General features: G+C 41.1%; 21 protein-coding genes. 15 read left to right on the top strand and 6 right to left on the bottom strand.

Translation table 11 applies throughout. The features are described 5' to 3' along the window. The first annotated feature begins 2 nt into the window (after positions 1–2). The 4 genes from B9A18_RS07705 (at position 3) to B9A18_RS07720 (ending at position 3,219) form a co-directional block, all read left to right on the top strand. Positions 3–1,790: a S9 family peptidase gene (locus B9A18_RS07705; RefSeq protein ID WP_084288658.1), complete on the top strand. Its 1,788-nt coding sequence runs from the start codon at positions 3–5 to the stop codon at positions 1,788–1,790. 140 nt (positions 1,791–1,930) lie between these two features. Beyond that, complete coding sequence (locus B9A18_RS07710) at positions 1,931–2,563, top strand: peroxiredoxin (protein WP_084288659.1); 633 nt, start codon at positions 1,931–1,933, stop codon at positions 2,561–2,563. Positions 2,564–2,576: 13 nt separating this feature from the next. Further along, the gene (locus B9A18_RS07715) at positions 2,577–2,885 is read left to right on the top strand and encodes a thioredoxin family protein (RefSeq protein ID WP_084288660.1); all 309 of its coding nucleotides are present in this window, start codon (positions 2,577–2,579) and stop codon (positions 2,883–2,885) included. A gap of 85 nt (positions 2,886–2,970) precedes the next feature. Next, positions 2,971–3,219 carry a DUF6952 family protein gene (locus B9A18_RS07720; protein WP_084288661.1) on the top strand — a complete coding sequence of 83 codons (249 nt, stop codon included), beginning with the start codon at positions 2,971–2,973 and terminating at the stop codon, positions 3,217–3,219. Positions 3,220–3,280: 61 nt separating this feature from the next. On the opposite strand, the gene B9A18_RS07725 is transcribed toward B9A18_RS07720, so the two are convergent. Then, complete coding sequence (locus B9A18_RS07725; protein ID WP_084288662.1) at positions 3,281–5,869, bottom strand: phosphoenolpyruvate carboxylase; 2,589 nt, start codon at positions 5,867–5,869, stop codon at positions 3,281–3,283. A gap of 550 nt (positions 5,870–6,419) precedes the next feature. On the opposite strand from B9A18_RS07725, the gene B9A18_RS07730 reads away from it, so the two are divergent. From B9A18_RS07730 to B9A18_RS07740, 3 genes are all read left to right on the top strand, one after another. Further along, complete coding sequence (locus B9A18_RS07730) at positions 6,420–8,930, top strand: glycoside hydrolase family 9 protein (protein ID WP_235005261.1); 2,511 nt, start codon at positions 6,420–6,422, stop codon at positions 8,928–8,930. A gap of 61 nt (positions 8,931–8,991) precedes the next feature. Further along, positions 8,992–9,174, top strand: a complete 183-nt coding sequence (locus B9A18_RS07735) for a hypothetical protein (RefSeq protein ID WP_084288795.1) — start codon at positions 8,992–8,994, stop codon at positions 9,172–9,174. A 34-nt stretch (positions 9,175–9,208) separates the two neighbouring features. Then, positions 9,209–9,763, top strand: a complete 555-nt coding sequence (locus B9A18_RS07740; protein WP_084288663.1) for a DUF2911 domain-containing protein — start codon at positions 9,209–9,211, stop codon at positions 9,761–9,763. Positions 9,764–9,808: 45 nt separating this feature from the next. Here B9A18_RS07740 and B9A18_RS07745 read toward each other — a convergent pair whose 3' ends face one another. From B9A18_RS07745 to B9A18_RS07755, 3 genes are read right to left on the bottom strand one after another with little or no spacing between them, the layout of a single operon-like run. Continuing rightward, on the bottom strand, positions 9,809–10,234 hold the full coding sequence (locus B9A18_RS07745) for a hotdog fold thioesterase (protein ID WP_084288664.1): 426 nt from the start codon (positions 10,232–10,234) through the stop codon (positions 9,809–9,811). Beyond that, positions 10,231–10,734: a DinB family protein gene (locus B9A18_RS07750; RefSeq protein ID WP_084288665.1), complete on the bottom strand. Its 504-nt coding sequence runs from the start codon at positions 10,732–10,734 to the stop codon at positions 10,231–10,233. The genes B9A18_RS07745 and B9A18_RS07750 overlap by 4 nt, the downstream gene beginning before the upstream one ends. After that, positions 10,712–11,929 carry a sensor histidine kinase gene (locus tag B9A18_RS07755; protein WP_084288666.1) on the bottom strand — a complete coding sequence of 406 codons (1,218 nt, stop codon included), beginning with the start codon at positions 11,927–11,929 and terminating at the stop codon, positions 10,712–10,714. Before B9A18_RS07755 ends, B9A18_RS07750 begins: the two co-directional genes overlap by 23 nt. A gap of 89 nt (positions 11,930–12,018) precedes the next feature. Between B9A18_RS07755 and gltX the strand changes: the two genes are divergently transcribed. The 7 genes from gltX (at position 12,019) to B9A18_RS07790 (ending at position 21,026) form a co-directional block, all read left to right on the top strand. After that, positions 12,019–13,527 carry a glutamate--tRNA ligase gene (gltX, locus tag B9A18_RS07760; protein WP_084288667.1) on the top strand — a complete coding sequence of 503 codons (1,509 nt, stop codon included), beginning with the start codon at positions 12,019–12,021 and terminating at the stop codon, positions 13,525–13,527. Positions 13,528–13,597: 70 nt separating this feature from the next. Beyond that, entirely contained in the window at positions 13,598–14,437 is an 840-nt protein-coding gene (gene ypfJ / locus B9A18_RS07765; protein ID WP_084288668.1) for a KPN_02809 family neutral zinc metallopeptidase, read from the top strand. Positions 14,438–14,551: 114 nt separating this feature from the next. Next, the gene (locus tag B9A18_RS07770) at positions 14,552–15,676 is read left to right on the top strand and encodes a hybrid sensor histidine kinase/response regulator (RefSeq protein WP_084288669.1); all 1,125 of its coding nucleotides are present in this window, start codon (positions 14,552–14,554) and stop codon (positions 15,674–15,676) included. Between the two features lie 13 nt (positions 15,677–15,689). Further along, entirely contained in the window at positions 15,690–19,274 is a 3,585-nt protein-coding gene (locus B9A18_RS07775) for a response regulator (protein ID WP_084288670.1), read from the top strand. Continuing rightward, complete coding sequence (locus B9A18_RS07780; RefSeq protein ID WP_084288671.1) at positions 19,259–20,080, top strand: CheR family methyltransferase; 822 nt, start codon at positions 19,259–19,261, stop codon at positions 20,078–20,080. Before B9A18_RS07775 ends, B9A18_RS07780 begins: the two co-directional genes overlap by 16 nt. Then, entirely contained in the window at positions 20,080–20,643 is a 564-nt protein-coding gene (locus B9A18_RS07785; RefSeq protein ID WP_084288672.1) for a chemotaxis protein CheB, read from the top strand. Before B9A18_RS07780 ends, B9A18_RS07785 begins: the two co-directional genes overlap by 1 nt. Positions 20,644–20,657: 14 nt before the next feature. Continuing rightward, positions 20,658–21,026 carry a response regulator gene (locus B9A18_RS07790; RefSeq protein WP_084288673.1) on the top strand — a complete coding sequence of 123 codons (369 nt, stop codon included), beginning with the start codon at positions 20,658–20,660 and terminating at the stop codon, positions 21,024–21,026. Here the strand turns inward: B9A18_RS07790 and B9A18_RS07795 are convergent. Beyond that, positions 21,019–22,701 (bottom strand): dipeptidyl-peptidase 3 family protein, encoded by a 1,683-nt coding sequence (locus B9A18_RS07795; RefSeq protein ID WP_144009421.1) that lies wholly within the window; start codon positions 22,699–22,701, stop codon positions 21,019–21,021. The two genes, B9A18_RS07790 and B9A18_RS07795, sit on opposite strands and share 8 nt — an antisense overlap. A gap of 118 nt (positions 22,702–22,819) precedes the next feature. Here B9A18_RS07795 and B9A18_RS07800 point away from each other — a divergent pair, with 118 nt between their 5' ends. Then, positions 22,820–23,659 carry an N-acetylmuramoyl-L-alanine amidase gene (locus B9A18_RS07800; protein WP_084288675.1) on the top strand — a complete coding sequence of 280 codons (840 nt, stop codon included), beginning with the start codon at positions 22,820–22,822 and terminating at the stop codon, positions 23,657–23,659. A gap of 32 nt (positions 23,660–23,691) precedes the next feature. Here B9A18_RS07800 and B9A18_RS07805 read toward each other — a convergent pair whose 3' ends face one another. Next, a complete protein-coding gene (locus tag B9A18_RS07805) occupies positions 23,692–25,353 on the bottom strand; it encodes a glutamine--tRNA ligase/YqeY domain fusion protein (protein WP_084288676.1) in 1,662 nt (553 codons plus the stop codon). Positions 25,354–25,404: the final 51 nt, after the last annotated feature.

A 25,404-nucleotide genomic window follows, 5' to 3' on the forward strand; every position in this document is an offset into this window, starting at 1 on the left:
CCATGAAGAAGCTGGTGGTGTTTTTCTGTTTCTTGATCTCTGCGGCCAGCGCCCAGCAGCTAGCCCCACTAACGGTGGAGAAGATCATGAGAGACCAAAAATGGAAGGGGGTTTCACCCTCAGGATTTCATTGGTCTGCAGATAGTAAAACGCTGTATTTTGATTGGAATCCTGAGCGGAATGCCCGGAGAGCGCTGTACCAGGTTAATGTGTTTTCGGGTAATATAAAAAAATCAGAAAAGCAGGTCGCCGAAAAAGTTGATTCGGAAGGGAGTTCCATGAATATCGGAAGGGATACCGTTTCCCGCGCTAGAGTGTTAGCTAAAATCCCGGGAATTAAAGACTTGCCAGATTATCTTAAAGAGTATCCATTAGAGCTGAAAAGGCGTAAAATCGAAAACCTGGATCGTAAAGTTGAGCTGACAAAGCCGCATTGGAATGAAAAAGGTACTCTAGCTATTTATGTGGTAAAGGCTAAGGACAATAAAGACTTGTGGTTGATGAAACTGGACGCAACAACTGACGAAATATCAGTTGTTGACCGTCAGCATGATGATGCCTGGGTTGGTGGTCCGGGCCTGGGAGTAGTAGAATGGCTTGATGAGAATAGGATTTTCTATAGGGGCGAGGCTAGTGGTTACGCTCATATTTATGTGGTAAATGTTAAAACAGGCGCGAACAGGCAATTAACTTCAGGCAAATGGGAAGTGCAAAGTCTGCAGCTTTCGAAGAATAAGAAATGGTTTTATTTTACAGCCAATAAAGCGCACCCCGGAGTTACTCATTTTTACCGGATCGGGGTGAATGGGGGAACTATAACTCAAATCACCAGGATGAAAGGCGGTAACGAGGTCTTACTTTCGCCTGACGAGCGCTGGCTGGCCATTAATTATTCGTATATGAATAAGCCTTGGGAATTGTATTTGCAGAGAAATCAACCTGGTGCAAAGGCAATGAGGATTACCTCCTCTACAACAGCTGAATTTAATTCGTATAAATGGATGGTACCTGATCTGGTTTCTTTTAAAAATCGCTATGGTGATGATATTTATGCAAGGGTTTACCCAGCAAAGCGGCCTCATCCAAATCGTCCCGCTGTGGTTTTTGTTCATGGAGCAGGCTATTTGCAGAATGCGCATTATTGGTGGAGTCTATATTCAAGGGAATATATGTTTAACAACTTACTGGCCGACAATGGGTATACAGTGATCGATATTGATTATACCGCAAGCGCTGGTTATGGCAGAAATCATAGAACAGGGATTTACAGACATATGGGCGGAAAAGATTTGACTGATCAGGTCGACGGTGTGAGGATGCTGGTTGATAAATACCATGTTAATCCTAGGCATGTAGGTATATATGGCGGCTCGTACGGCGGTTTTATTACACTGATGGCCTTATTTAAAGAAGCTGAGGTTTTCCGTAGTGGAGCGGCACTGAGAGCGGTTGCAGATTGGGCGCATTATGATCAGGATTATACTTTCAGTATTCTCAATGAACCATACAATGATGAGTTGGCTTATAAACGCAGTTCCCCCATTTATTTTGCAGAAGGCTTAAAAGGTGATCTGTTGATTTGTCATGGTGTGTTAGATGATAATGTGGGCTTTCTAGATATCGAGCGGCTTTCAAGGCAGCTTAAGACACTGGGGAAAAGCAATTGGGAGCTTGTTGCTTACCAGAAAGAAGGGCATGTATTTACCGAGCCGGTAAGCTGGACAGACCAATACAGTCGCATCTATAAGCTGTTCGAGCGAACGCTTAAAAAAACCATAGACGAAAACTAATCTTTATTTTGATGATATAGATATATTCTATATGCTTATCAAGATTAAGTATCTGTTATATCTTGAATACGGTTGTTTTTGACTAGATATAGCCTTACCTTTGCATCGTCAAAATAAGAACAATAAACACAAAAATAATTATGTCAGTAGTAGGAAAAAAATTCCCAAGTGTTAGCATCGATGCCATGTCAGAAATGGGCGATGATTTGAAGATCAACGTATTTGAAGAAGCCGTAAACAAACAGAAAAAAGTTTTATTATTCTGGTATCCAAAAGATTTTACTTTTGTTTGCCCGACAGAATTACACGCTTTCCAGGCTGCTCTACCTGATTTCGAAAAAAGAAATACAATTGTAATCGGTGCTTCATGCGATACAAACGAAGTTCACTTTGCATGGTTAAATACACCGAAAGATAACGGTGGTATTGAAGGTGTAACTTACCCGATTTTAGCTGATACACACAGACACTTAGCTAATATCTTAGGTATAGTAGATCAGGATGTTGAATATGATGAAGACGGAAACGAATCTTTCTCTGGTTCAAACGTTACTTTCAGAGCTACATACTTAATTGATGAGACTGGTAAAGTGTTCCATGAAGGTGTTAACGATATGCCAGTAGGTAGAAATGTAAAAGAATATTTGCGCTTAATTGATGCTTATGCTCACGTTCAAAAACATGGCGAAGTTTGCCCTGCGAACTGGGAAGAAGGAAAAGAAGCAATGAGTGCAAACAGAACTGGCGTAGCTGAGTATTTAAGCGCCAACTAATAAATTAAAAAATATGTTTTTAGAATTAACAGAAGATAATCTTCAACAGTATGTTGCTGAAAACAACAAGGTGATGGTTCAGTATGCGGCATCATGGTGTGGAAACTGCAGGATCATGAAGCCAAAGTTTAAAAAACTGGCTACTGAAAATGAGGACGTTGCCTTTCTGATTGTAGATGCTGAAAAATTCCCGGAATCACGCAAATTGGCAAACGTAGATAATTTGCCAACTTTTGCAGCCTTCGAAGGCGGTGCTCTGGTTGAACAGGTTCAGACCAATAAAGCAGAAGTATTAAATGGATTATTTGATAAAATAAAATAATGAAACCATCATGAGTTTACGCTCGAAAATACAATAATAAAAACTCATGATAGCTTCATAACAGATAAAAAGCAAATATATACAGATGAAAATTCCAGTTATAAGACAGCTATTTCAAAATAGCACTCCCGAAAACCTTGAAGCAACACTAACTGTTTTAGAAGCTTTTTGTGAATTCAGAGGAATAAGCGAGGAAGAAATTGATGTGGCAGGAGAGATGATCACTAACATCTGCGGAGCGATTGAAGTTCATGAGAACGTAAAAGCAGGAGCAACGGAGAAAGATGCATTGAATGCATTTGGCCAGAAAGTGATGGGATCAATTGACCGTTAATTTTAACCAACGATAAAAAAAGGCGACCCGTTAAGGTCGCCTTTTTTATGCTTTATGGTTTTTAAGCCAGGTTTCGACCTGCATTTACAATGCCGTATACCGTTCTTATAGCCAGCTTTTCGTAAGATTGCTGCTCTTCATCCGTGATTTTAGATTGCAATAACTCTAATGCATAGTGCTGAATGAGTACCAAAGGGAGAACAATTTTCTCTCTCACTGCAATAGAGCTCTTCTCAACCGGGTAATTCTCCATTAAGGTCTCATGGCCCGATAGCTTTAAAAGCATGCGCTTAGAGAGCTCAAATTCGTCATTTAGCATTTTCCAGAAAGCGCCGTACTCTTTATCATTAGCAAAGTGAGCAGTAATGGAGAAATCTGACTTACTCATCGACATCATACAGTTGTCGATGATCGTTTTGAAATACCCCGATTCCTGGTAGGTCTTCACCACTTTATCCCAGTTGCCCTCTGTTTCCTGATTCTTTAAGGCCGTTCCCATTCCGTAAAATCCGGGAATGTTTTGTTTTAACTGGCTCCATGCCGTTACAAAGCTGATTGCGCGCAGGTCTTCCAATTTCAATGATCCCCCCGAATTACGTTTAACAGGACGGCTGCTAATTGTAATTTTAGACAGCAAAGTTAATGGCGAGAATTTCTCCAGATAGCTTAAAAATAATGGATGCTGGCGTAAAGCAAGGAAGGATTCGTAACTGTCTTTCGCCATTACATCCAGCAGACTTTTGTGTAGGGGGTCGAGTAGGATATTATGCACTTCTTTGACTCCGGCAGATATCCCGGCATTGATCAGTTGTTCAATGTTAAATTCAGCACTGTCGATCGACCCATACTGTGAACTAATCGTTTGCCCTTGTACAGTCAATTGGATGTTCTTGTTGGCAATTTCTTTCCCCATAGAAGCATAGAAACGGTGTGTTTTACCACCGCCACGTGAAGGTGGTCCACCGCGACCATCAAAGAATGCCAGTTGTATATTGTGTTGATTAGCGGTGCCTGTCAGCGCAACTTTGGCGTTAAAAATAGACCAGTTGGCCATTAAATAACCACCATCTTTAGTGCTATCCGAGAAGCCCAGCATGATGTGCTGCTTGTTGCCGCGTCTCTTTAGGTGTTCTTTGTAAAATGGATGTGAATACAGCGTATGCATGATTTCTGCAGCATCTGCAAGGTCATGTACAGTTTCAAACAAAGGAACAAAGTCTATCGTCAGGTTTTCTTCTTCCCATCCGTTCCAAAGGAAAAGTTCAATCAGTTGCAGGATATCACTTGCCTGTTGGCAATTGCTGATGATGAAACGATGGCAGGCAAGTTCTCCATTACTTTCCTGGATCTGTTTTAGTTCTGAGATCGTTTGCAAAGTGTCATCAATCAAAGCATTTGAGTGCGATGTATCACTTAATTTAGCGCTTTTGAACGAAAGGTTTTTGATTTTCTCTGCTTCAGTGAGGGAATCATAATCTTCCGGGAACAAGGATACAATAGGTTTGCTCTGACGACAAAAAGCATGCACATCCCTTAGTACTCTACTGTCTTGTCTGATATCCAGCGAAGCAAAATGGCAACCGTAAAGCTCTACTTTACGGATCAGATCTGTAACCAGGTCGGCAAACAGACCGTCATGGTCATCATTCAGTGTTGTCGCAATCTTATTAAGGTTCTCGATTAAGAAACTGGAAATATTTTCCATCTTGATATTAGGATCGAACGCATTTTTGTACAATACATCCTGTACAATGGCAATGGTATCCTCAACCCCTCTAAAGGTGATGCGTCGTTTCAAGCTTCTGAAGTCGCGGTAATAGCATCTGAACAAGATTTGGCGTAGCATTTTGGATACCTGTACCGTTGAATCGGCGTGTACATTCGGATTACCATCTCTATCACCACCCGGCCAAAAGCCTAGTTCAATGATTTTTTTCGACTGCAGGTTATAATCATTCAGACTTTTATCAACTTCCGACTGGATGTTGGCTGCTGCAAAGTAAAATACGTTTTCCAGATACCATGCAAGGCTCAGAGCTTCATCCACGGGTGTAGGCGATTTCTTGTTAAAGAAAGGCGTTTTACCCAATTGCTGTAGTAAAAGATTAATGCTTGATATGTCGTTTGTTTTAATGGCTGTGGTCAAATCTGTAATGATAGAAAGAACACTGCCCGGATAAAATTGTGTTGGATGCGCAGTTAATACCAGGCGCAAAGAGAACTCCTCAATCAGTTTCTCAATTTTATCATTAAGTGATTTATTGTCAACTCCTTTTTTCAGATAAGATAACAAGGCGTTATGTTCATCTGCGGCATTTAATTTATTGAAAGATGCATCCTCGACGGCGTCAAAAAGTACCACCTGACGCTCTATGTATTGGATAAACCGGAACAAAAGATCTACGACGTCCTTCTTCGTATGCTTTTGGGTATACTTCTTAAAGAAAACATTAATAATCTCTGCGGGAGTATCATGATTGTTTACTCCATCTTCACAGTATTTAATAAAAAGGGGTAGTAAAGTACCGGTATCTTTAATCTTGTAAAACGGAAGGGTAAGGAAAAGACTGTTATAAAGTTCGAACCGGGATACGACTTCATTGTTAAAAATAGACTCTCTCTGACCTTTTGCGCGTAGTTTTTGCATCATAGTTTAAAGGAAAAAATTCGCGCTTAATCTAGCAAAAATGATCCGAAAAACGGCCTTTGGAGGTAATTAAATTATTTTGATTTTTTAGTCAAAATTTTTAACTTAGATGCATAGAGATTAAACAAATCTCTAAAGGAATATACATGTTTAGCGGAGACGCTAGAGGTTGTATGAATTAATTGTTATTTTTTTGGGGTAAAAACGGCTGTTGGGATGTCCTAACAGCCGTTTTTATTTAATGCAGATCTGTCGGTACAGCGACATTCTTTTTGAATTTCTGTAAAACCCCCTCTTTTGATCCAAAAATAATAATTGATCCTCGCTATGTTGGCGGAAGATTCTTTAGCGATTTGACGGGTAGAGGTTGCATCATAACCCAATTGTCTATTTTTTCCATTTCAAAATTTGTGCGACACCACTAATCAATCGATTGATTAACTGCTTTAGAAATCTGTACTTATTTTTAATAATTGACAAATTGCTGGCAAAGCTTTGTTATTTTTATAAAAGACCAAATAGATTTTTAACCTTAAAAGGAAATTCTATGCTGATGAAACAGAAGGTTTTATGTGTTTGGTGCACTTGTTTTTTAGGCCTGATCTTACTTTCACTTCATGCATTGTCCCAGGATTTGAATCCCGGGAGCTCATGGATCAGAATAAACCTTATGGGCTATCAGCCACAATCAGTGAAAGTGGCTGTTTGGGTAAGCAAGGAGAAAAAAGAACAGCCAGAAAAGTTTGATATTATAGAAATGGGAACAGGGAAAGTGGTGTACAGTTCCCGAAACGTGAAGCCTTTTGGTGCTTATGGGCCTTTTAAAACATCCTGCAGGTTGAACTTTAGTGATTTCAAAGATGCCGGTCGTTACTTTATTAAGGTAGGGAATACGCTATCACCTGAAGTGATCATTAACAAAAATGTTTATCAGCATACTGCTGATTTTGCTTTGCGGTATATGCGGCAGCAGCGAAGCGGTTTTAATCCTTACTTAAAAGATAGTTGCCATACAGAGGATGGATATACCATGTACGGACCTATGCCTGATAGTACAGTTATTGATGTAAGTGGGGGCTGGCATGATGCTTCGGATTATTTGCAATATGCTACAACATCCGCAAATGCGACTTACCATTTACTTGCTGCATACCGCGATTTCCCGCAGGTTTTTTCGGATCAGTACCAGACAAATGGACTGGAAGGTAAAAATGGTAGAGCAGATGTTTTGGATGAAGCGAATTGGGGCTTACAATGGTTATTGAAGATGCACCCGAAGAAAGACTGGCTGTTTAATCAAATTGCCGACGATCGGGATCATAAGGGCTTGCGATTGCCTACAAAGGATGATGTGGATTATGGCAAAGGGAAGAAGCGGCCGGTTTATTTTGCAAACGGTAAGCCCCAGGGATTAGGAAAATATCAAAGCCGGGCGACCGGGACGGCTTCCATTGCCGGGAAGTTTAGCAGTGCTTTCGCGCTGGGTAGCAGGATCTTTAGTACGGATGCTCCTTATGCGCACTTACTTCAAAGCAAATCTAAATCGGCGTATGCGTTTGGATTAAAACAGCCTGGTGTACAGCAAACGGCACCTAATAGGGCGCCATATTTTTATGAAGAAGACAACTGGACCGATGATATGGAGTTGGCTGCGGCCGAGCTTTACCAAATGACGGGGGGGAAGAAATTTCTAACGCAAGCTGCAGGATATGCCGCGCAAGAGCCTGTAACGCCATGGATGGGCGCTGATACGGCAAGGCATTACCAATGGTACCCATTTCACAATTTTGGGCACTATGAAATCGCAAAAACAAAAGACAAATTGATTTTAAAAAATGCGCTGACTTATTATAAAGAGGGGCTGGACAAAGTTTGGCAAAGGGCAAAACAGAACGCTTTTTATAGAGGAGTTCCATTTATCTGGTGCTCAAATAATCTAACGGCTTCGTTTGTCATTCAGAGTTACCTTTATCATAAGGAAAGTGGTGACAACAGCTATGAGGAGCTCGCTCAGGCAAATTTCGACTGGCTATTTGGCTGCAATCCCTGGGGCACCGCTATGGTTTACGGTTTACCTGCTGCGGGAGATACCCCGCAGGATCCACATTCAGCATTTACCCATTTATTCAAATATCCTATAGATGGGGGGCTCGTTGATGGCCCGGTTTATGGAAGTATTTATAAAAATCTTATTGGCATCACCTTGTACCAACCGGATGAGTATGCCGAATTTCAGTCGGATCTGGTCGTCTACCACGATGATTTTGGTGATTACAGTACCAATGAGCCTACAATGGATGGAACGGCTTCATTGGTCTATTTACTCGCCGCTTATGATAGCAGGGCTAACGCAGAACCAGCTCAGTTTCAAAAGGACCATGGAGCGATCATCAGAGGGAAAACCAATGAAAAAAAGATGGCGTTGATGTTCACCGGCCATGAATATGCCGATGGTATACCACAAATCAATAAAACGCTAAATAAGCATGGAATAAAGGGATCTTTCTTTTTTACAGGCGATTTTTACAACAACCCTCAATTCAACCCGTTTATAAAATCGCTAAAAACCAGTAATCACTATTTGGGTGCACACTCTAACAAGCATCTGCTGTATTGTGACTGGACGAAACGGGATAGTTTATTGGTGACAAAGACAGCCTTTCAGGCCGATTTAGATGCTAATTATGATGCGATGAAAAGGTTTGGCATTGAAAAGAAGAATGCCCCTTTGTTTTTGCCTCCGTTTGAATGGTATAATGAAAGCGTTGCAACCTGGACTGCCGACGCAGGATTAACGCTGATTAATTATACACCTGGTACGCGTTCCAATGCGGACTATACTTACCCTGAGATGGGAAAGCGCTATGTTGGAAGTGAGGAGATCTACCAGTCTATTGTTGATCGGGAAGCTAAGGAAGGGTTGAACGGTTTTTTGTTACTGCTTCATGCAGGCACTGATCCCAGGCGAGTGGATAAATTTTACAATAAATTGGACGAATTGATCATTTATTTAAAGAAAAAGGGCTATAATTTGGTAACGGTTAATGATTTGCTTGGGAAATAAGAGGCAATATTTGTATTCGGATAAAATAAATCAATATCTTTGGGGCCTAAGAATTAGTATAATGATTAAAGAAGAAAACAACAATAGTTTAGACTGGGTTTATTATGTTTTAGGCCTGTTTTTTGGTATTTTAACTGCTGTAATTACAACAGGTAGCTTTGGCGGTGCTATATTAGGTGGAATTATCGGATTTATATTTGGCGCGATTTTCTTGAACGGAATAGTTAAAGGACGCCAATATTAGGCCTTAAATGGCATTGTTTTAAAGGACTTCTTTAATGAAAAGATTAAGTTTTATTGCTGTATTTGCAATGTTTACCTTTGCGGTTGAAGCACAGGAACCAAAATTTGCTCCTGTTGATGCCAGTCCTGCGGATATTGTATATTATCCATTAAATGTAGCGAAAGCTAAGGATGCTGCAACTCCATCCATAAAGGTAGTTTACTCGCGCCCAACTAAAAAAGGACGTGATATATTTGGTGTGCTGGAACAGTATGGCAAAGTATGGCGTGTTGGCGCTAATGAATGTACCGAGGTTAAGTTTTTTAAAGGCGTGCGCATTGGCGGGAAATCCATTAAACCAGGTTCTTATAGCTTGTTTGCTATCCCGAATAAGGATAAATGGACATTGATCGTTAATAAGCAAACCGATCGTTGGGGTGCTTTTACCTACGATGAAAAGAAAGATGTAATTCGGGTTGACGTACCGGTAAAAACGTTGGACAAACCAGTTGAGTCCTTCTCTGTTACTTTTACGGAACAGCCGAAGGGGGCCAATTTGGTTATGGCCTGGGACAAGACTTTAGTCGAACTTCCAATCGAAATAAAATAGTCGTTGCGGCGGTTTAATTACCGCCCGCGATGGAAATAAGCCCGATCAGGGCTTATTATTGATGACTGCTACAGTAAGTCTGCTGATACAGCTCATTTTTCCTCTATCATTGTAGATTTTGATTTCCCAGACGTGGGTTTTTGCGCCAATATGTAACGGTTTACATACGCCTGTTACCAGACCAGATTTAACGGGTCTGAGGTGATTTGCATTAACTTCAAGTCCAACGGCCTGATACTTTCCCGGGTCAATACACATATACGAGGCTACGCTTCCCAGTGTTTCTGCCAGTACAACTGAAGCTCCGCCATGCAGAATGCCTGCAGGTTGATGTGTGCGCTCGTCAACAGGCATCGTCGCCGTAAGAGAATCTTCTCCAACCTCAGTAAATTTTATATCAAGGAAGGCGCCCATATGATTCGAGGGGCGGTCATTAAGCTGCTCAGGACTGAATTCGGTAAACCAGATCATAAATAGCGACTTTTGATAATTTGAGTATGATGAATAACATGACCCGCGATCACAAAGAGCAGCGCTCTTACAGTAATCTGTCTTTCAGATGCCGTTCCGCTTCTGTCTAAGTCTTTTTCTGACAGAGAGTTGAATAAAAACATGTTCGCCTTTCTGAGTAAGGTAAACTCCTCTGAAAAGCTAAGTAAACTTCTATCTTGAAAATGTGCATTGGCCACATACTCGTCTTCATCAAAGCCTGGAAGGGCATGATTTTCTGCTCTCGCAAAACAGGTTAAACGATAAGCAAGGATACGTTCGGTATCGATGATATGGCCAATAAGTTGCTTAATTGTCCATTTATCAGGGGCATAAGCATAATCGGCTTTTTCAACCAGATCGTTTATAAAATCCGGAAACTCGGAGGCCTGCCTATTCAATAAATTCAATACATCTCCTTCAACAAGGCTGATGTATTGTTCAGCCCATACTGGGTACTCATGTGTTTGAGGTCGGTTCATAAGTGATGCTGCTTTTTAAAATGATACGAAAGGTTGTGCCTTTGCCAAGTTCAGAGTCCTTGACGAAAATTTGGCCATTATGGTAGTTCTCAATGATTCTTTTGGTTAAAGACAAGCCCAGGCCCCAGCCACGTTTACGTGTGGTATATCCCGGTTGGAAAACCGCGTCAAATTTTGAGCGGGCAATCCCTTTTCCCGTGTCGGTCACATCTATAAAAACCTCTTCTTTTGCCAGATTTTCAATGATGTTTATGGTAATATCCCCTTCATTTTCAATGGCATTTGCAGCATTCTTGAGCAGGTTTTCTATCACCCAGTCAAATAATGGGACATTTAGCAATGCACGAACCTGTTCGTCTCCCGTAATCTTAAAATTGATCTTATCGGAAGTGCGCAGTTTGAAGTATTCTACGAAATTATGAATCACCGTATAAACCACATGATCTACCACGATAGGCTTGGATCCTATTTTAGAAAAGCGGTCGGTAATAACCTCCAGTCGCTTGATGTCGTTTTCCATCTCGGCAATTAATGGATCATCCTCGGCATCAAATCTTGATTTGATTAGTTCTACCCAAGCCATCAGCGATGATATTGGAGTCCCAAGCTGATGTGCTGTTTCTTTGGCCATACCTACCCATACCTGGTCCTGCTCTGCTTTTCGGGCCGAACTGAAGGCTACATATGCGGTAAGTAAAAATAGCGCAATTACACCTAGCTGGATGTAGGGGAAATAACGGAGCTGTGTTAATGTGGCCGAATCTTTATAGTAAATGTACCATCGGGTTCCATCCAGTCCTATAATTGGTGTTGGTGGATGCTGCTTTTTCATTTTCCGGAGTTCCCGGGAAAAATAGCCCGGATCGTAAGTCTTGTTAGGCTGCTTTTCTACCTCATAATTGGTTTTGGTAGAGTCGAGCCCCTGATAGGAGAGAATTGCCCCTTCCGAATCAATCATGATAACCGGCAGTTTTGTATTGGTACGAATCAGGTCTATTAAGCTGGTATACCTGTCGTCATCGTACATGGCCAGCGACTGCTCAGTTACTTTTACATATAGTTGAAACTGAAGTTGTTCTTCGCGTTCCATTTTTTTTACAAAGAAGTCGCTGTAAAAAACTGAAGCAGTGCCGATAACGATGGCAAAGATTAATAAAAAGAATTTCCAGCGTCGTTTTTTCTCGTATGGATTCATAGGTTGTGATGGCAAATTACAAAATACGATTCAAAAATGTATCAATAGAACGGTAACGCGTTAAAAAATATATCTTTGTAATTCGTAATATGGAAAAGAAAGTAAGAGTAAGATTTGCCCCGAGCCCAACCGGGGGACTGCATTTAGGCGGTGTACGTACCGCTTTATTTAATTACCTGTTTGCAAAAAAACACAATGGTAAGTTTATTTTGCGCATAGAGGATACAGACCAAACCCGTTTTGTGGAAGGCGCAGAGGAATACATTGCTTCATGTTTGGAATGGTGTGGACTTATTCCAGATGAAAGCCCAACGCATGAAGGTAATTTTGGCCCTTACCGCCAAAGTGAGCGAAAAGCCAGTTATAAGCAATATGCTGATCAGCTGATTGCCGATGGTTATGCCTATTACGCTTTTGATACTCCGGAAGAACTGGATGCTAAAAGAAAACAAATACCAAACTTTACATATGGTTTGGCCACAAGAGGAGAAATGCGTAACTCCTTAACGCTACCTGAAGATGAAGTTGCTGCGCTTTTGGCAAGCAATACACCGCATGTGGTACGCATAAAAATGCCTGCAGACGAAATGGTTTCTTTTACTGATCTGATCAGAGGTCATGTTAGTTTTGAAACCAATTTAGTAGATGATAAGGTGCTTTTAAAAGCAGATGGCATGCCAACCTATCATTTAGCTGTTGTAGTGGATGATAAGGCTATGGAAATCAGTCATGTTTTAAGAGGTGAAGAATGGCTTCCATCAGCACCAATTCATATTCTGTTATGGAGATATTTAGGTTGGGGTGACGAAATGCCGCAATGGGTACATTTACCTTTGATCTTAAAGCCTGATGGAAACGGTAAACTGAGTAAAAGAGATGGCGATAGATTAGGTTTCCCAGTATATGCCCAAAACTGGACGGATCCTAAAACAGGAGACCTTACAAAAGGCTTTAAAGAATTGGGTTTTATGCCTGAGGCTTTTGTGAACTTGCTGGGGATGCTTGGCTGGAACGATGGTACAGATCAGGAGATTTTCTCTTTGGCTAACCTTATCGAGAAATTCTCTATAGAAAGAATCAGTAAGGCAGGTGCCAAATTTGATTTTGAGAAGGCAAAATGGTATAACCACGAATGGATTAAAAATACTGCAGCGCAGGATTTACTTCCTTTTGTGAAGGATGCTTTTGCAGCGCAAGGAACTGCATTAAACGATGACATATATCTGGGAAAGGTTATTGACCTAATTAAAGACCGCTGTACATTATTAACAGATTTCGTTGCTCAAAGTATATATTTTTTTATTGCACCCGGGCAATATGATCTGGATGCGGTAAAACCAAAATGGAGTAATGAAAAGGCTTCATTTTTTGAGGCTTATGCTTCAGAGGTAAAAGACGGGCTGACCGGCCCTGAGCTGGAAGAAAGGTTTAAAACACTTGCTGCGGCACATAATTTTAAACCCGGAGAGTTAATGCTGCCTTTCAGAATTATGCTTGTCGGTGGGAAGTTTGGCCCCGGAGTATTTGATATTGCAGTAGCGATTGGTGCCGAAGAAACGATAAAAAGAATTCATAAAGCAATAGCAGCCTTTAATTAAGCGTAAATCCTTTTAGTTTGGTATAACAATTGTCACAGACTTTTTATTAACCAAATTAAAAGGAATTTATATGCAATGGTTCGGTAAAGGAAGTGGTAATGTTGATGACAGAAGGGGGATGACTGGCGGGAAGGTATTGGGCGGAGGCGCGGCAATTATCGTTGTTGTACTCGGTCTTATCTTCGGGCAGGATTTCTCCGGATTAGTCAGTCAGTTACCCGTAGGCCAGTCGGCCAACGTTGAGGGTAAACAAGGTGTCCCTCAGGATGCTGAAGGTAAATTTGTTTCCGGCGTTCTCGAGTCCACGGATTCTGTCTGGATCGCACAGTTTCAGCAAATGGGCGCTACTTATGAGCCTCCGGTACTTACCCTGTTTGATAACAGTGTGCAATCTGCCTGCGGGAACGCGAGTGCTGCAGTAGGACCTTTCTATTGTCCGGCCGATCATAGAGTTTATATCGATTTAACTTTCTACAAAGACCTGAAGGACCGTTTTGGTGCTGCGGGCGATTTTGCGCAAGCTTATGTGATAGCACATGAAGTAGGGCACCATGTTCAGAATCTGCTGGGTATCTCCGAAAAGGTACAGGGTGCCAGAGCTCAGCTGAGCGAAGTTGAATACAATAAATTATCTGTTAAACTAGAGTTACAGGCCGATTTCTTTGCCGGACTATGGGCGCATCATGCGCAAAATCTTGCCAATTTTAAATTGGAAGAAGGCGATATCGAAGAAGCGCTAACTGCTGCCAACGCCATTGGTGATGATCATCTTCAAAAGCAAGCACAAGGTGAGGTTGTGCCCGATGCATTTACCCACGGCACATCAGCCCAAAGGATGTATTGGTTTAAAAAGGGATTTGATACCGGTGATTTTAGGCAGGGAGATACTTTTAATTCTAACAGATTATAATTTTATTTTTTACAACTTAATCCTTATTTATAAGTTTAAACTTATAAACTTGTATAACTTTATTGCAAAGTTGTTGCGCTCATCATAGTTTAGAAGCTTTATTGATTTTTAATAATGATATTAATTGTAGATGATACCCCCGAAAACCTGATCTCTTTAAAAAAGGTTTTGGAGAAGCATAATTTTGAAGTCGATACCGCATCATCAGGAGAGGAAGCCTTAAAAAAAGTACTTAGAAATGAGTACGTGTTGATTATCCTAGATGTTCAAATGCCAGGAATGGATGGTTTCGAAGTTGCTGAAGCCATTTCAGGCTACAGCAAGGCTAAGGAAACAGCAATTATCTTTCTGTCGGCAGCAAATACAGAACTTAAATTTATTACAAAAGGATATTCGTCGGGAGGCCTGGACTATATTACCAAGCCCGTTGACATGGACATTCTGCTGTTAAAGGTGAAGACCTTTTACCGCATCTATGAGCAAAATCGCAAGCTGATTGAAATACAAAAGGCATTGCTCGATGAGATTGCTTTCAGAAAAAGAGCAGAGCGGAAAAAGGATGAATTCATTAGTATAGCTAGTCACGAATTAAAAACACCCTTAACTAGTGTGAAGGGCTACGTTCAATTGCTGGCCCGAAGCGTCGATAAGGGAGATATTCCTACTGTTAAAAAGCATTTGGCTAAGGCGCAGGTACAATTGGAAAAGTTAAATGAGCTCATTGCTGATTTGTTGGATATTTCAAAATTAGAGAGTGGAAAGCTGAAGTTTAATAAAAAGAGTTTTTCCCTCGATACTTTGCTGGAAGGAGTCCTGGAAGTTATTCATCACGCCAATCCCGAATTTACCATTACTATAAATGGAATCCCCCCTAAAGAGATTTATGCCGATGAAATGCGGATCGAGCAGGTTATTGTTAATTTTTTAACCAATGCGATTAAATATTCTCCGGGAACAAAGGAGATCCAGATAAATATTGATACCAGTGAAAATGAGCTATATCTTGGTGTTCGTGATTTTGGAATAGGGATTGCCCCTGAGTTGCAGAAAAGCGTATTTGAAAAGTTTTATAGAGTCGAAGAAACGGCAATTCATTTTCAGGGATTAGGTATAGGCTTGTATATTTCTGCTGAAATCATTCAGCGTCACGGCGGCGAAGTCGGCGTAAAAAGTAAATTAGGTGAAGGTTCTGAATTTTATTTCACACTCCCTCTGAATCCTGTTCATGAGGTAGAATAAATTAAATCGTCGTATGAGTAAAAAATCTATTAAAAATAACCTGCGTATTGGTTTAGGGTTATCGTTACTGATTCTTTTTGTTACTTCTCTGGCTTCTTATCTGAGCATTAGAAATCTGATTCAAAGTGGGGGAATGGTTGCTCACAGTAATGAGGTGATTGCTAAACTGGACGAAACAATTTCTGTGTTAAAAGATGCTGAAACGGGTCAACGTGGTTATTTACTCACTGGCGAGCTGGAATTCCTGGAACCTTATAATGGTGCCAGGCAACATGTACTAAATCTACTTGACGATATAGAATCTGAAACCAAAGATAATCCGGTTCAGCAGCGGAGTATAAGAATGCTAAGGGGCATTGTACAACAACGATTGGATGTTATAAAAAATACCATAGAGGTTAAAACTCGTGGCGGTAATGTCGGTATTGCTGAATTGATTGATGGAAAGTCGTATATGAACGCGGCAAGGGATTTGATTAAAGTGATGCAGGCGGAAGAAGGAAGGTTGCTGAATTTACGGACGGCAACAATGAATAAGTTTGCCGGTTATACCCCTTCATTGATCATCTTTGCAGCCCTTCTGGCTATTCTCATCACCGTATTCTTTTACAGAAGGGTTTTACTTGACTTTAATACGCGCTCAAGGCTGCAACAAGAGTTGCAGGATAAAAATGAAGAAATGGATAACAGGATTGCTGTTATCGAAGGCGTTGCCAATAGAATCTCAAATGGAGATTATCAGGTCCGGCTTGAAGAGGAGGAAAAGGATGGACTGGGCAATCTGGCGGGGTCGTTAAACACCATGGCCGAATCCTTGCAATACTCATTCTCCCTTTTAGCAGATAAAGAATGGCTGCAATCCGGTATTGCCTCCCTGAACGATCAAATGGTTGGTGAGAAGGATATTCCAGAGCTGGTAAATGATGTAATCGAACACGTAGTTGAGCGTACACATAGTCAGGTTGCTGCATTTTATCTTATTGAAGCAGATAAAAAGTTACATCTGGTGGGAAGTTATTCGCTGATGGATGATCAGCGGCATAAAAGCCTGAGCATTGGTGAAGGATTAGTAGGGCAGGTAACGCAATCGGGAAAGCAGATTTTGATTAATGATATTCCTGAAGGTGAACTAACCATCAGCTATGCCGCCGGAACCACGCGACCACGCAATGTTGTTGCCGTGCCGGTTTATAGTGAAGCGGTGGTTATTGGGGCCATGGAGTTTGGCGCCCTGCATGCGTACACGCCACTAGAGCTTGAGTTTTTAAATAGCATTTCCGATAACATCGGTATAGCGATTCACGTTTCACAAAACCGTAGAAAACTGCAGGAGTTTCTGGAAGAAACGCAAGCACAGGCAGAAGAACTACAGGGGCAGCATAGAGAATTGGAAGGCTTGAATGCCGAACTGGAAGCGCAAACTCAGAGGATTCAAACCTCTGAAGAGGAACTACGGGTGCAACAGGAGGAGCTTTTACAAAGCAATCACGAACTGGAAGAACGTACCAGTTTACTGGAAGAGAAAAATCAACTTATTCAGGAACGGAACCTGGAAATACAACAGAAAGCCGAACAACTGGAGCGTAGTACTAAATATAAATCGGAGTTCCTGGCTAATATGTCTCATGAGCTTCGCACGCCTTTAAACTCTATTTTACTGCTGTCTAAGTTAATGTCTGAAAATACAGAGCTTGACAAAGAGCATAAGGAATATGCAGATGTGATACAAAGTTCCGGACAAGGACTGCTTGGTTTGATCGATGAGATTCTGGATCTTTCTAAGATTGAAGCCGGTAGAATGAAGCTTGAGTTTGGCGATGTTAGCCTTTCAGAAGTAGTCACGGATATGCGTTCACTGTTCAGTCCACTGGCAAAAGATAAACATCTGGAATTGATCGTCCAGATGGATACTGAGCTTACTACTGTTCGTACTGACAAAATGCGACTGGAGCAGATTTTGAAAAATTTATTGTCCAATGCGATCAAATTTACGGCATCAGGACGCGTTTCACTTAAAATCAAAAAGGACGAGTCAGGTAAAAACATCCTGTTCCAGGTGGCGGATACAGGTATTGGGATTCCTGCAGACAAGCAGACCTTGGTTTTTGAAGCCTTTCAACAGGCGGATGGATCTACCCGCCGTAAGTTTGGTGGAACAGGACTAGGCTTGTCAATAAGTCGCGAATTGGCTTTACTGCTTGGTGGTGAAATCACATTAACCAGTAATGAAAATGTAGGTAGTGAATTTACTTTTTCTTTGCCGGTGGAACGGAAGATGAACCTTATTGCTGATTCTTCTCAGGATGCTGTGGCACTGCCAACTCATCTAGAGCAGGTTGAACCTGTTGCTGCCTCACGTTTTACAGTATCCCATATTCCGCAGGATATTGAGGACGACAGGAATAACATCCAGCCGGGCGACCGCGTGATTCTGATTATTGAGGATGACACGTCTTTTGCGAAGACCTTGCTCACTTTTACCCGAAAAAGGAATTATAAAGGGATTGTAGCGGTTCGGGGTGATCTGGGCATAGAGTTAGCCAATCATTATAAGCCCCTGGCCATATTACTGGATATACAGTTGCCTGTAAAAGACGGCTGGCAGGTGATGGAAGAGTTGAAATCTAATCCTGCTACGCGGCCAATACCTGTTCACATCATGTCTTCTCTTGAAGTTAAGAAGGAGAGTTTGCTGAAAGGGGCGGTTGATTTTATCAATAAACCGGTTGCCTTGGAGCATATGAAGCAAATTTTTCAGAAACTGGAAGAGGCCTTGAGCAGGTATCCAAAAAAGGTTTTAATCGTTGAAGAAAATAAACAGCATGCCGAGGCATTGAGCTATTTCCTCAGTAACTACAGCATACATACCGAGGTGGCTAGCAATGTGACCCAAAGTATTGGGGCATTAAACAAAAACGAAGTGGATTGTGTTATCCTGGATATGGGAATCCCGGATAAAAATGCCTATGAAACGCTGGATGCCATAAAAAAGAGTAAGGGGCTTGAGAATTTGCCGATCATCATTTTTACAGGTAAAAACTTGTCAAAAGGCGAAGAAAGCCGCATTAAGCAATATGCAGATTCAATTGTGGTCAAAACCGCGCACTCTTACCAGCGTATTTTAGACGAAGCAGGACTTTTTCTTCACCTGGTAGAAGAAAAGGAAGTCGACAACAAACAAAAAAAGGGTACCTCAGAAAAGCTTGGCGGCCTGTATGAAGTATTAAATAATAAAACAGTGCTGATTGCGGATGATGATGTGCGGAATATATTCTCTTTAACCAAAGCCCTGGAGCAACATAAGATGAAAGTGTTGGCGGCAATGGATGGAAAAGAAGCCCTGCAAATGCTTAAAGATAATCCGGGGATAGATGTGGTGCTCATGGACATGATGATGCCTGAGATGGACGGATATGAGACGACGATGGAGATTAGGAAGATCCCTGCATACAAACAATTGCCGGTTCTGGCTGTTACGGCTAAGGCAATGATGGGTGACAGAGAAAAATGCATTGCCGCAGGCGCATCAGATTATATCTCGAAACCTGTGGATGTTGACCAATTAATTTCATTATTGAGGGTTTGGCTATACTTGTAATTACCGACGAACACGTTGAGATTTTGCTTTCTGATGTTTTGGAGAAGTATGGCTATGACTTTACCGGTTATTCCAGGGCTTCTTTAAAAAGGCGTATTTCAAGGGTTTATGCCCTGGATAAGGCTTTGAGCTTTGCCGAATTCAGGTACAAGGTTTTAAATGATCCGGGTTATTTTAAGCGCTTTGTAGAACAGATCACGGTGAATGTAACCGAAATGTTCAGAGATCCATCTTTTTTCAGGACATTGCGGGAAGAGGTTCTGCCCAAGCTTGGCACTTACCCATTTATCCGAATCTGGCTTGCGGGCTGTTCTACAGGGGAAGAGGCCTATTCGATTTCTATTATTTTAAAGGAGCTGAATTTGTTGCACAAATCATTGATTTATGCGACCGATCTTAACCCCTCAGTGCTGGAAAAGGCTGCTCAAAGTATGTTTGCGCTTAGCCAAATGAAGCAATACTCCGAAAACTATATTTTATCAGGGGGGACTAAAGATTTTTCCAGCTATTATACCGCTAATTATTCATTGGTTAAGTTTGATGATGAATTGAAACGTAAAATCATATTCTCTACACATAATCTGGTTTCTGATCATTCATTTAATGAATTTCAGTTAATCCTCTGCAGAAATGTGCTGATCTATTTTGACAGAGATCTGCAACACAAGGTATTGGATTTATTTGATGAAAGTCTGGACGAACTGGGCTATCTTGCACTAGGAACAAAAGAAACCATTGAATTTTCGCGTATGGCCAATAAGTATAAGCGCCTGCCTGGAGAAAAAATTTGGAGGAAGATAGGTTAATGAAACAATGTAAAGCATTTATTATAGGAGGTTCAGCAGGTAGTCTGGATGTATTGCTAAAGGTTCTTCCTAAAGTGAACGTGGAGATTAGCTTCCCGATCATTATCGTTGTACACAGAAAACATGGTACAGATTCTTTGTTGCCCTCACTGCTTTCTACGCGTACCAGTCTTCATGTTAAGGAGGTGGATGAGAAAGAGAAGATAAAGGCCGGAACGATCTATATTGCTCCTTCTGACTATCATTTGCTGATTGAGCAGGATGAAACTTTTTCCCTGGATTACTCGGAAAAGATCAATTATTCAAGACCAGCCATTGATGCGACCTTTCAAACTGCCGCAGAGGTTTATCAGAGAAAACTGGTCTGCCTGCTATTATCGGGCTCAAATTCCGATGGGGTGAATGGCTTAAAAAGCGTAAAAGCATGGGGGGGGACAGTCTTAATTCAGGATCCGGATTCGGCGCAAGTTCCGTATATGCCTGAACAGGCAAAACTTAATGTCGAAATAGACCGTACATTAGGCGTAGAAGATATTGCAGAATTTATAAATTTGTTACTCTAATTCCCCGATTATAAATGATTGCTATGAAAAAGGTATTTGTGTTTGATGATAATGTTGACATTTTGGAGCTATGCACTTTTATTCTGGAGGATGCCGGTTTTGCCATTAAAACATCTTCAACGTCAAACAACATTATTGATCAGGTATTGGCTTATATGCCGGATATTATTTTTATGGATAACTGGTTGCCTGATGTGGGTGGGATAGATGCTACAAGGGCATTAAAAGCGCACGATTCGTTGAAGCATATACCAGTAATCTACTTTTCTGCCAACAACGATGTAAAGTCGCTGGCAGATCAGGCAGGAGCAGATGGGTATTTAGCTAAGCCCTTCGATATCGAAGAGCTTGAAGGCATTATAAACAGGCACTTGACTACTTAACGCCAAGTACATCTACACCCTGTTCAAAAACAATATCTACAGGAATTCCACTTTTGGTTAGCTTGTCAAGGTCAGACTGTAACTCTGGAGTAATAATGGCTTTTTCACGTAATGTTTTCTCAACGGCAGCTTTATCTCCATTACCCTGAAGCATAATAATCATTTTGCTCAATTTATTCATGGCATCTTCGAATTTCACGAAATCGACTTTGTAAGTTCCATTTGCATTTCTGATGAATGCACCATTGTCTTTAAAGAAGTTAAAGCATTGCATGTTTGCTTTTCCATGCGCACTAGCTGCGCCAAATCTCACTGAGCGAAGAATTCCGGCCATATAAGTCGTATAATACTGCTTGATATCTCCTTCAAGTTCGCCTTTCTTAAGTAAGCCCGTTACCATATAAAGACCCAAAACGTCGGCCTTTCCTTCTTCTAACCATGAATATTGTTCTTGTAAAGCCTCTTTAACAAAGCCTTTGCCGTTGATGGTGTTTTTAATACCTAATCCATGTGCCACTTCATGGAACATCACATTGGCAAAGAAAGCATCAAAATTGATGTATTGAAGCTGATCTTTGTCGATTAACTCTTTAGCAATCGGCACTAAGATTTTATCAAACTTGGCCTTCATCGCATTCTTTAGTTGTGAGCGTCTGGTCCCCTTTTTTTGCTGGATGATTTCGTCATTTGGAAGATTTACCGCAATGGTTTTTGATCCGGCATTGCAATCGCCTGCATAGTATACCACATCATAAGCGTTCAGTTCCGAATCCGTTCCCGGCTTTTCTTTTTTGTATTTGGCATCAACAGGTAAGCCTTGCTGTAACTCAGGTAACATGGCTACATATTTTGCAAGTTTTTTGCTCCAGGTTTTATCTTTTACCAATACATAAGCCTCATAAGAAGCGCGGGCATTAAATAGCTTGTCCTCATAATTCTCAATTGGGCCAATGATGATGTCTATATTGTTAGTCTTCATATCCAGCCAGGCATAATCACTGGCGGTGTAGTTGTCGCTAACCAACGCATCAGCACGTAGGTTGAGGTATTTCTTAAAACCTGCATCCTCAGCTAACAAAGCGGCTTGTTTTAACAAGCTGGATGCTTTTTGCAATTCAGTAGCATACAGTACATGATAAGGCACAGACATTAATTTCCCTGCACTGTCTTTCTTTATAACAGAATATTGCCCGTTTTTATCTTTTACATCAGAATTTTTCAGGTCCTCTTTGGTCATCCCGGCAGGGTAAAAGCTTGCTGCATCAGGTTTTGCTCCGATACCTCCAACAAATGGTTTATCTCCATTTAATCTATCCCAAGGACCATAATTGATCCAGATGAACTCTTTTGTTTTCTCATCTTTAATAGTGGTTAATAAGCTATCGCGCTGCGGGTAGGCTTGTTTCCAGAACAACTCATCCATAATTTGAGCCGCCTGTATCAATAAAGGCAAGATCTTGCGTTCATTGATGGTCAGTTCATTGATATTGGTGGTTAATTTTACTTTTTCGTAGATGGCCAGGCGGTCGTTTACGTATGTTTGTAAGCTATCTTCCGCGGAAGTAGCCTTTTTAGTCTGTTGATTGGAGGTTCCCTGAGGATTGCCGCAAGAAGCGATCCCCATAATAATTGAGCAGCCAGCGATAAAAACTGTTGCTTTGCCGATGTGTTTCATATATCTTTTGTTTTTACAGGTTATGAGGCCGACATGAGGTAGTCCGGGATTCATATATCGAAAAATTTGCGACTAAAATAGTAAAAAATAGTAATTTCACACCTTCTATCTACTCAACATGGTATTACACAGTAAATTTACAAAAATTGTAGCCGTAATTCTCTCCTCATTTTTATTTGTAGCCTGCTCAACTAACAAGTATGCGGCTACTGAGAAAATATATAAGGGAAAAGCAAAGACCTTTGCTGAAATCATTAAGACAGTGCCACCTCCCGAGCAGCAGATTCCGCCGCTCGATCCCTCGGTGCCATCCTGGGTGGGATCGGTTAATTTTGGTATCCGTAAGCCCAATTTTGTAATTATACACCATACTGCTCAGAACTCAACACAGCAAACCATCAACACCTTTTTGGTAAAAGGGAAAAGTGAGGTCAGCTCGCATTATATTGTGGGAAAGGATGGCGCTGTGGTGCAAATGGTGAATGATTACCTGCGTGCAAATCATGCCGGAATAGGTAAATGGGGCAATAATAGTGATCTGAATTCTTCTTCTATAGGTGTTGAATTGGATAATAACGGGATTGATCAACCTTTTACTGATGCGCAGATTAAAAGTCTCGTGGTGCTGTTAGATGCTTTAAAGAAGCGTTATAATATTCCGGTGGCCAATTTTATTGGACATGCTGATATTGCTCCGGGAAGAAAAAATGATCCGAGAAATTTTCCATGGAAAGTCTTGGCAAAACAAGGCTTCGGGTTTTGGTATGATGATGTTTTGAATTTGCCTCCTGATGATTTCAACGCAGAGCTGGCGCTAAGAATCATTGGTTACAATACGAGTGACCTACCCGCGGCTATTGAAGCATTTAAACTACATTTTGTACAAACAGACATTAGCAGAGAGCTTACTCCAGCGGATAAGCTGATCCTGTTTAATATTTATAAAAAGTATATGTAATAAAAAAAGCGCCTTAAGGCGCTTTTTTTATGTTATTTGTTTCCTTTAGCCCAGGCATCTTTTAATGACACCGTGCGGTTAAAGATCAGGTGTTCCGGTGTTGAATCTTTATCAAGGCAGTAATAGCCTTTTCTGATGAACTGGTAGCGCGCATCTTTATCTGCTGTTGCCAGGTAAGGCTCAATATAAGCCTGTTTAATCACCTCGATGCTGTTCGGGTTCAGGTAATCCTTAAAATCACCTTCTTCGCCATCTGGCGATTCTACAGTGAACAATCGGTCGTACATTCTGATCTCAGCACTTTTCGCATGTTTGGTGCTTACCCAGTGGATCGTTCCTTTTACGTTGATGCCACTAGTATCTTCACCACTTTTAGATTCAGGGATATAGGTACAGCGTATTTCAGTTACATTTCCATCTGCGTCTTTTACGAAATCTTCGCATTTAACAATGTAAGCATGTTTAAGTCTCACCATTGCTCCAGGAGCCAGTCTGAACCATTTTTTTGCAGGTTCTTCCATGAAATCTTCACGCTCAATCCATAATTCGTTGCTAAAAGGGATTTCTCTGTTTCCACCTTTATCTTCAGCTTCAGGATTGTTTTCGCCGATTAATATTTCTTCTTGTCCTTCCGGATAATTGGTAATTACCAGTTTTATCGGATCTAAAACAGCCATCACACGGTTAGCGGTTTTATTAAGGTGCTCGCGTACACAGAATTCCAGTAAGCTAAGCTCAATCAGGTTTTCTCTTTTGGCAATACCAATTCTTTCGCAAAACTCACGGATACTTTCAGGCGTGTAACCACGTCTTCTCAATCCACTTATTGTTGGCATTCTTGGATCATCCCATCCACTTACCACACCTTCATTAACCAGTTGCAGCAATTTACGCTTGCTCATTACTGTATAAGAAAGGTTTAAACGGGCAAATTCATATTGTTTTGAAGGATAGATCTCCAGCTTTTCAATGCACCAGTCGTACAATTCTCTATGAGAAACATATTCAAGTGTACAGATAGAGTGCGTAATGCTTTCTATACTGTCGCTTTGGCCATGTGCAAAATCATACATTGGGTAAATGCACCATTTATTCCCTGTACGGTGATGTTCTGCATGTTTGATACGATATATAACCGGGTCGCGCATAATCATGTTCGGACTGGCCATATCTATTTTAGCTCTCAAGGTGCAGGCGCCATCCTCAAATTCACCATTTTTCATGCGTGTAAACAGATCCAGGTTTTCCTCGATGCTGCGGCTGCGGTATGGGCTATCTTTGCCCGGTTCTGTTGGCGTGCCTTTTAAAGCGGCAATTTCTTCAGCGGTACTATGGTCAACGTAAGCCAGACCTTTTTCAATCAATTTAACAGCGTATCCGTAAAGCGTGTCAAAATAATCGGAAGTATATAGTTCGTTTTTCCATTCAAAGCCAAGCCATTTAATATCGGCCTGCTGACTGTCAACATATTCAGTTTTCTCGGTTACAGGGTTGGTATCATCAAACCTCAGGTTTGTATAGCCTCCGTATTTTTTTGTTAAACCAAAGTTTAAACAAATAGCTTTGGCATGACCAATGTGTAAATACCCATTAGGTTCAGGTGGAAAACGGGTAATCAACGTTTTGTATTTTCCGCTATTTAAATCGTTCTCAATGATCTCTTCAATAAAGTTCAATGATCTTTCCTCACTCATATCAGCTGTAAATTTTCGGTCAAAGTTAACATAAAACGGCTAATTTAGTTA

The sequence above is a fragment of the Pedobacter nyackensis genome, assembly GCF_900176505.1.
In the GTDB taxonomy this organism is placed as follows: Bacteria; Bacteroidota; Bacteroidia; order Sphingobacteriales; family Sphingobacteriaceae; genus Pedobacter; species Pedobacter nyackensis.

Bases quoted from the DNA above. Each gene is read 5' to 3' on its own strand.
- B9A18_RS07795 (WP_144009421.1), bottom strand. From the start codon at position 22,701: ATGAAACACATCGGCAAAGCAACAGTTTTTATCGCTGGCTGCTCAATT.
- gltX (WP_084288667.1), top strand. From the start codon at position 12,019: ATGGAAAAGAAAGTAAGAGTAAGATTTGCCCCGAGCCCAACCGGGGGA.
- B9A18_RS07745 (WP_084288664.1), bottom strand. From the start codon at position 10,234: ATGATCTGGTTTACCGAATTCAGTCCTGAGCAGCTTAATGACCGCCCC.
- B9A18_RS07720 (WP_084288661.1), top strand. From the start codon at position 2,971: ATGAAAATTCCAGTTATAAGACAGCTATTTCAAAATAGCACTCCCGAA.
- B9A18_RS07790 (WP_084288673.1), top strand. From the start codon at position 20,658: ATGATTGCTATGAAAAAGGTATTTGTGTTTGATGATAATGTTGACATT.
- B9A18_RS07735 (WP_084288795.1), top strand. From the start codon at position 8,992: ATGATTAAAGAAGAAAACAACAATAGTTTAGACTGGGTTTATTATGTT.
- B9A18_RS07750 (WP_084288665.1), bottom strand. From the start codon at position 10,734: ATGAACCGACCTCAAACACATGAGTACCCAGTATGGGCTGAACAATAC.
- ypfJ (WP_084288668.1), top strand. From the start codon at position 13,598: ATGCAATGGTTCGGTAAAGGAAGTGGTAATGTTGATGACAGAAGGGGG.
- B9A18_RS07730 (WP_235005261.1), top strand. From the start codon at position 6,420: ATGAAACAGAAGGTTTTATGTGTTTGGTGCACTTGTTTTTTAGGCCTG.
- B9A18_RS07800 (WP_084288675.1), top strand. From the start codon at position 22,820: ATGGTATTACACAGTAAATTTACAAAAATTGTAGCCGTAATTCTCTCC.
- B9A18_RS07705 (WP_084288658.1), top strand. From the start codon at position 3: ATGAAGAAGCTGGTGGTGTTTTTCTGTTTCTTGATCTCTGCGGCCAGC.
- B9A18_RS07710 (WP_084288659.1), top strand. From the start codon at position 1,931: ATGTCAGTAGTAGGAAAAAAATTCCCAAGTGTTAGCATCGATGCCATG.
- B9A18_RS07740 (WP_084288663.1), top strand. From the start codon at position 9,209: ATGAAAAGATTAAGTTTTATTGCTGTATTTGCAATGTTTACCTTTGCG.
- B9A18_RS07715 (WP_084288660.1), top strand. From the start codon at position 2,577: ATGTTTTTAGAATTAACAGAAGATAATCTTCAACAGTATGTTGCTGAA.
- B9A18_RS07785 (WP_084288672.1), top strand. From the start codon at position 20,080: ATGAAACAATGTAAAGCATTTATTATAGGAGGTTCAGCAGGTAGTCTG.
- B9A18_RS07770 (WP_084288669.1), top strand. From the start codon at position 14,552: ATGATATTAATTGTAGATGATACCCCCGAAAACCTGATCTCTTTAAAA.
- B9A18_RS07725 (WP_084288662.1), bottom strand. From the start codon at position 5,869: ATGATGCAAAAACTACGCGCAAAAGGTCAGAGAGAGTCTATTTTTAAC.
- B9A18_RS07775 (WP_084288670.1), top strand. From the start codon at position 15,690: ATGAGTAAAAAATCTATTAAAAATAACCTGCGTATTGGTTTAGGGTTA.
- B9A18_RS07755 (WP_084288666.1), bottom strand. From the start codon at position 11,929: ATGAATCCATACGAGAAAAAACGACGCTGGAAATTCTTTTTATTAATC.
- B9A18_RS07805 (WP_084288676.1), bottom strand. From the start codon at position 25,353: ATGAGTGAGGAAAGATCATTGAACTTTATTGAAGAGATCATTGAGAAC.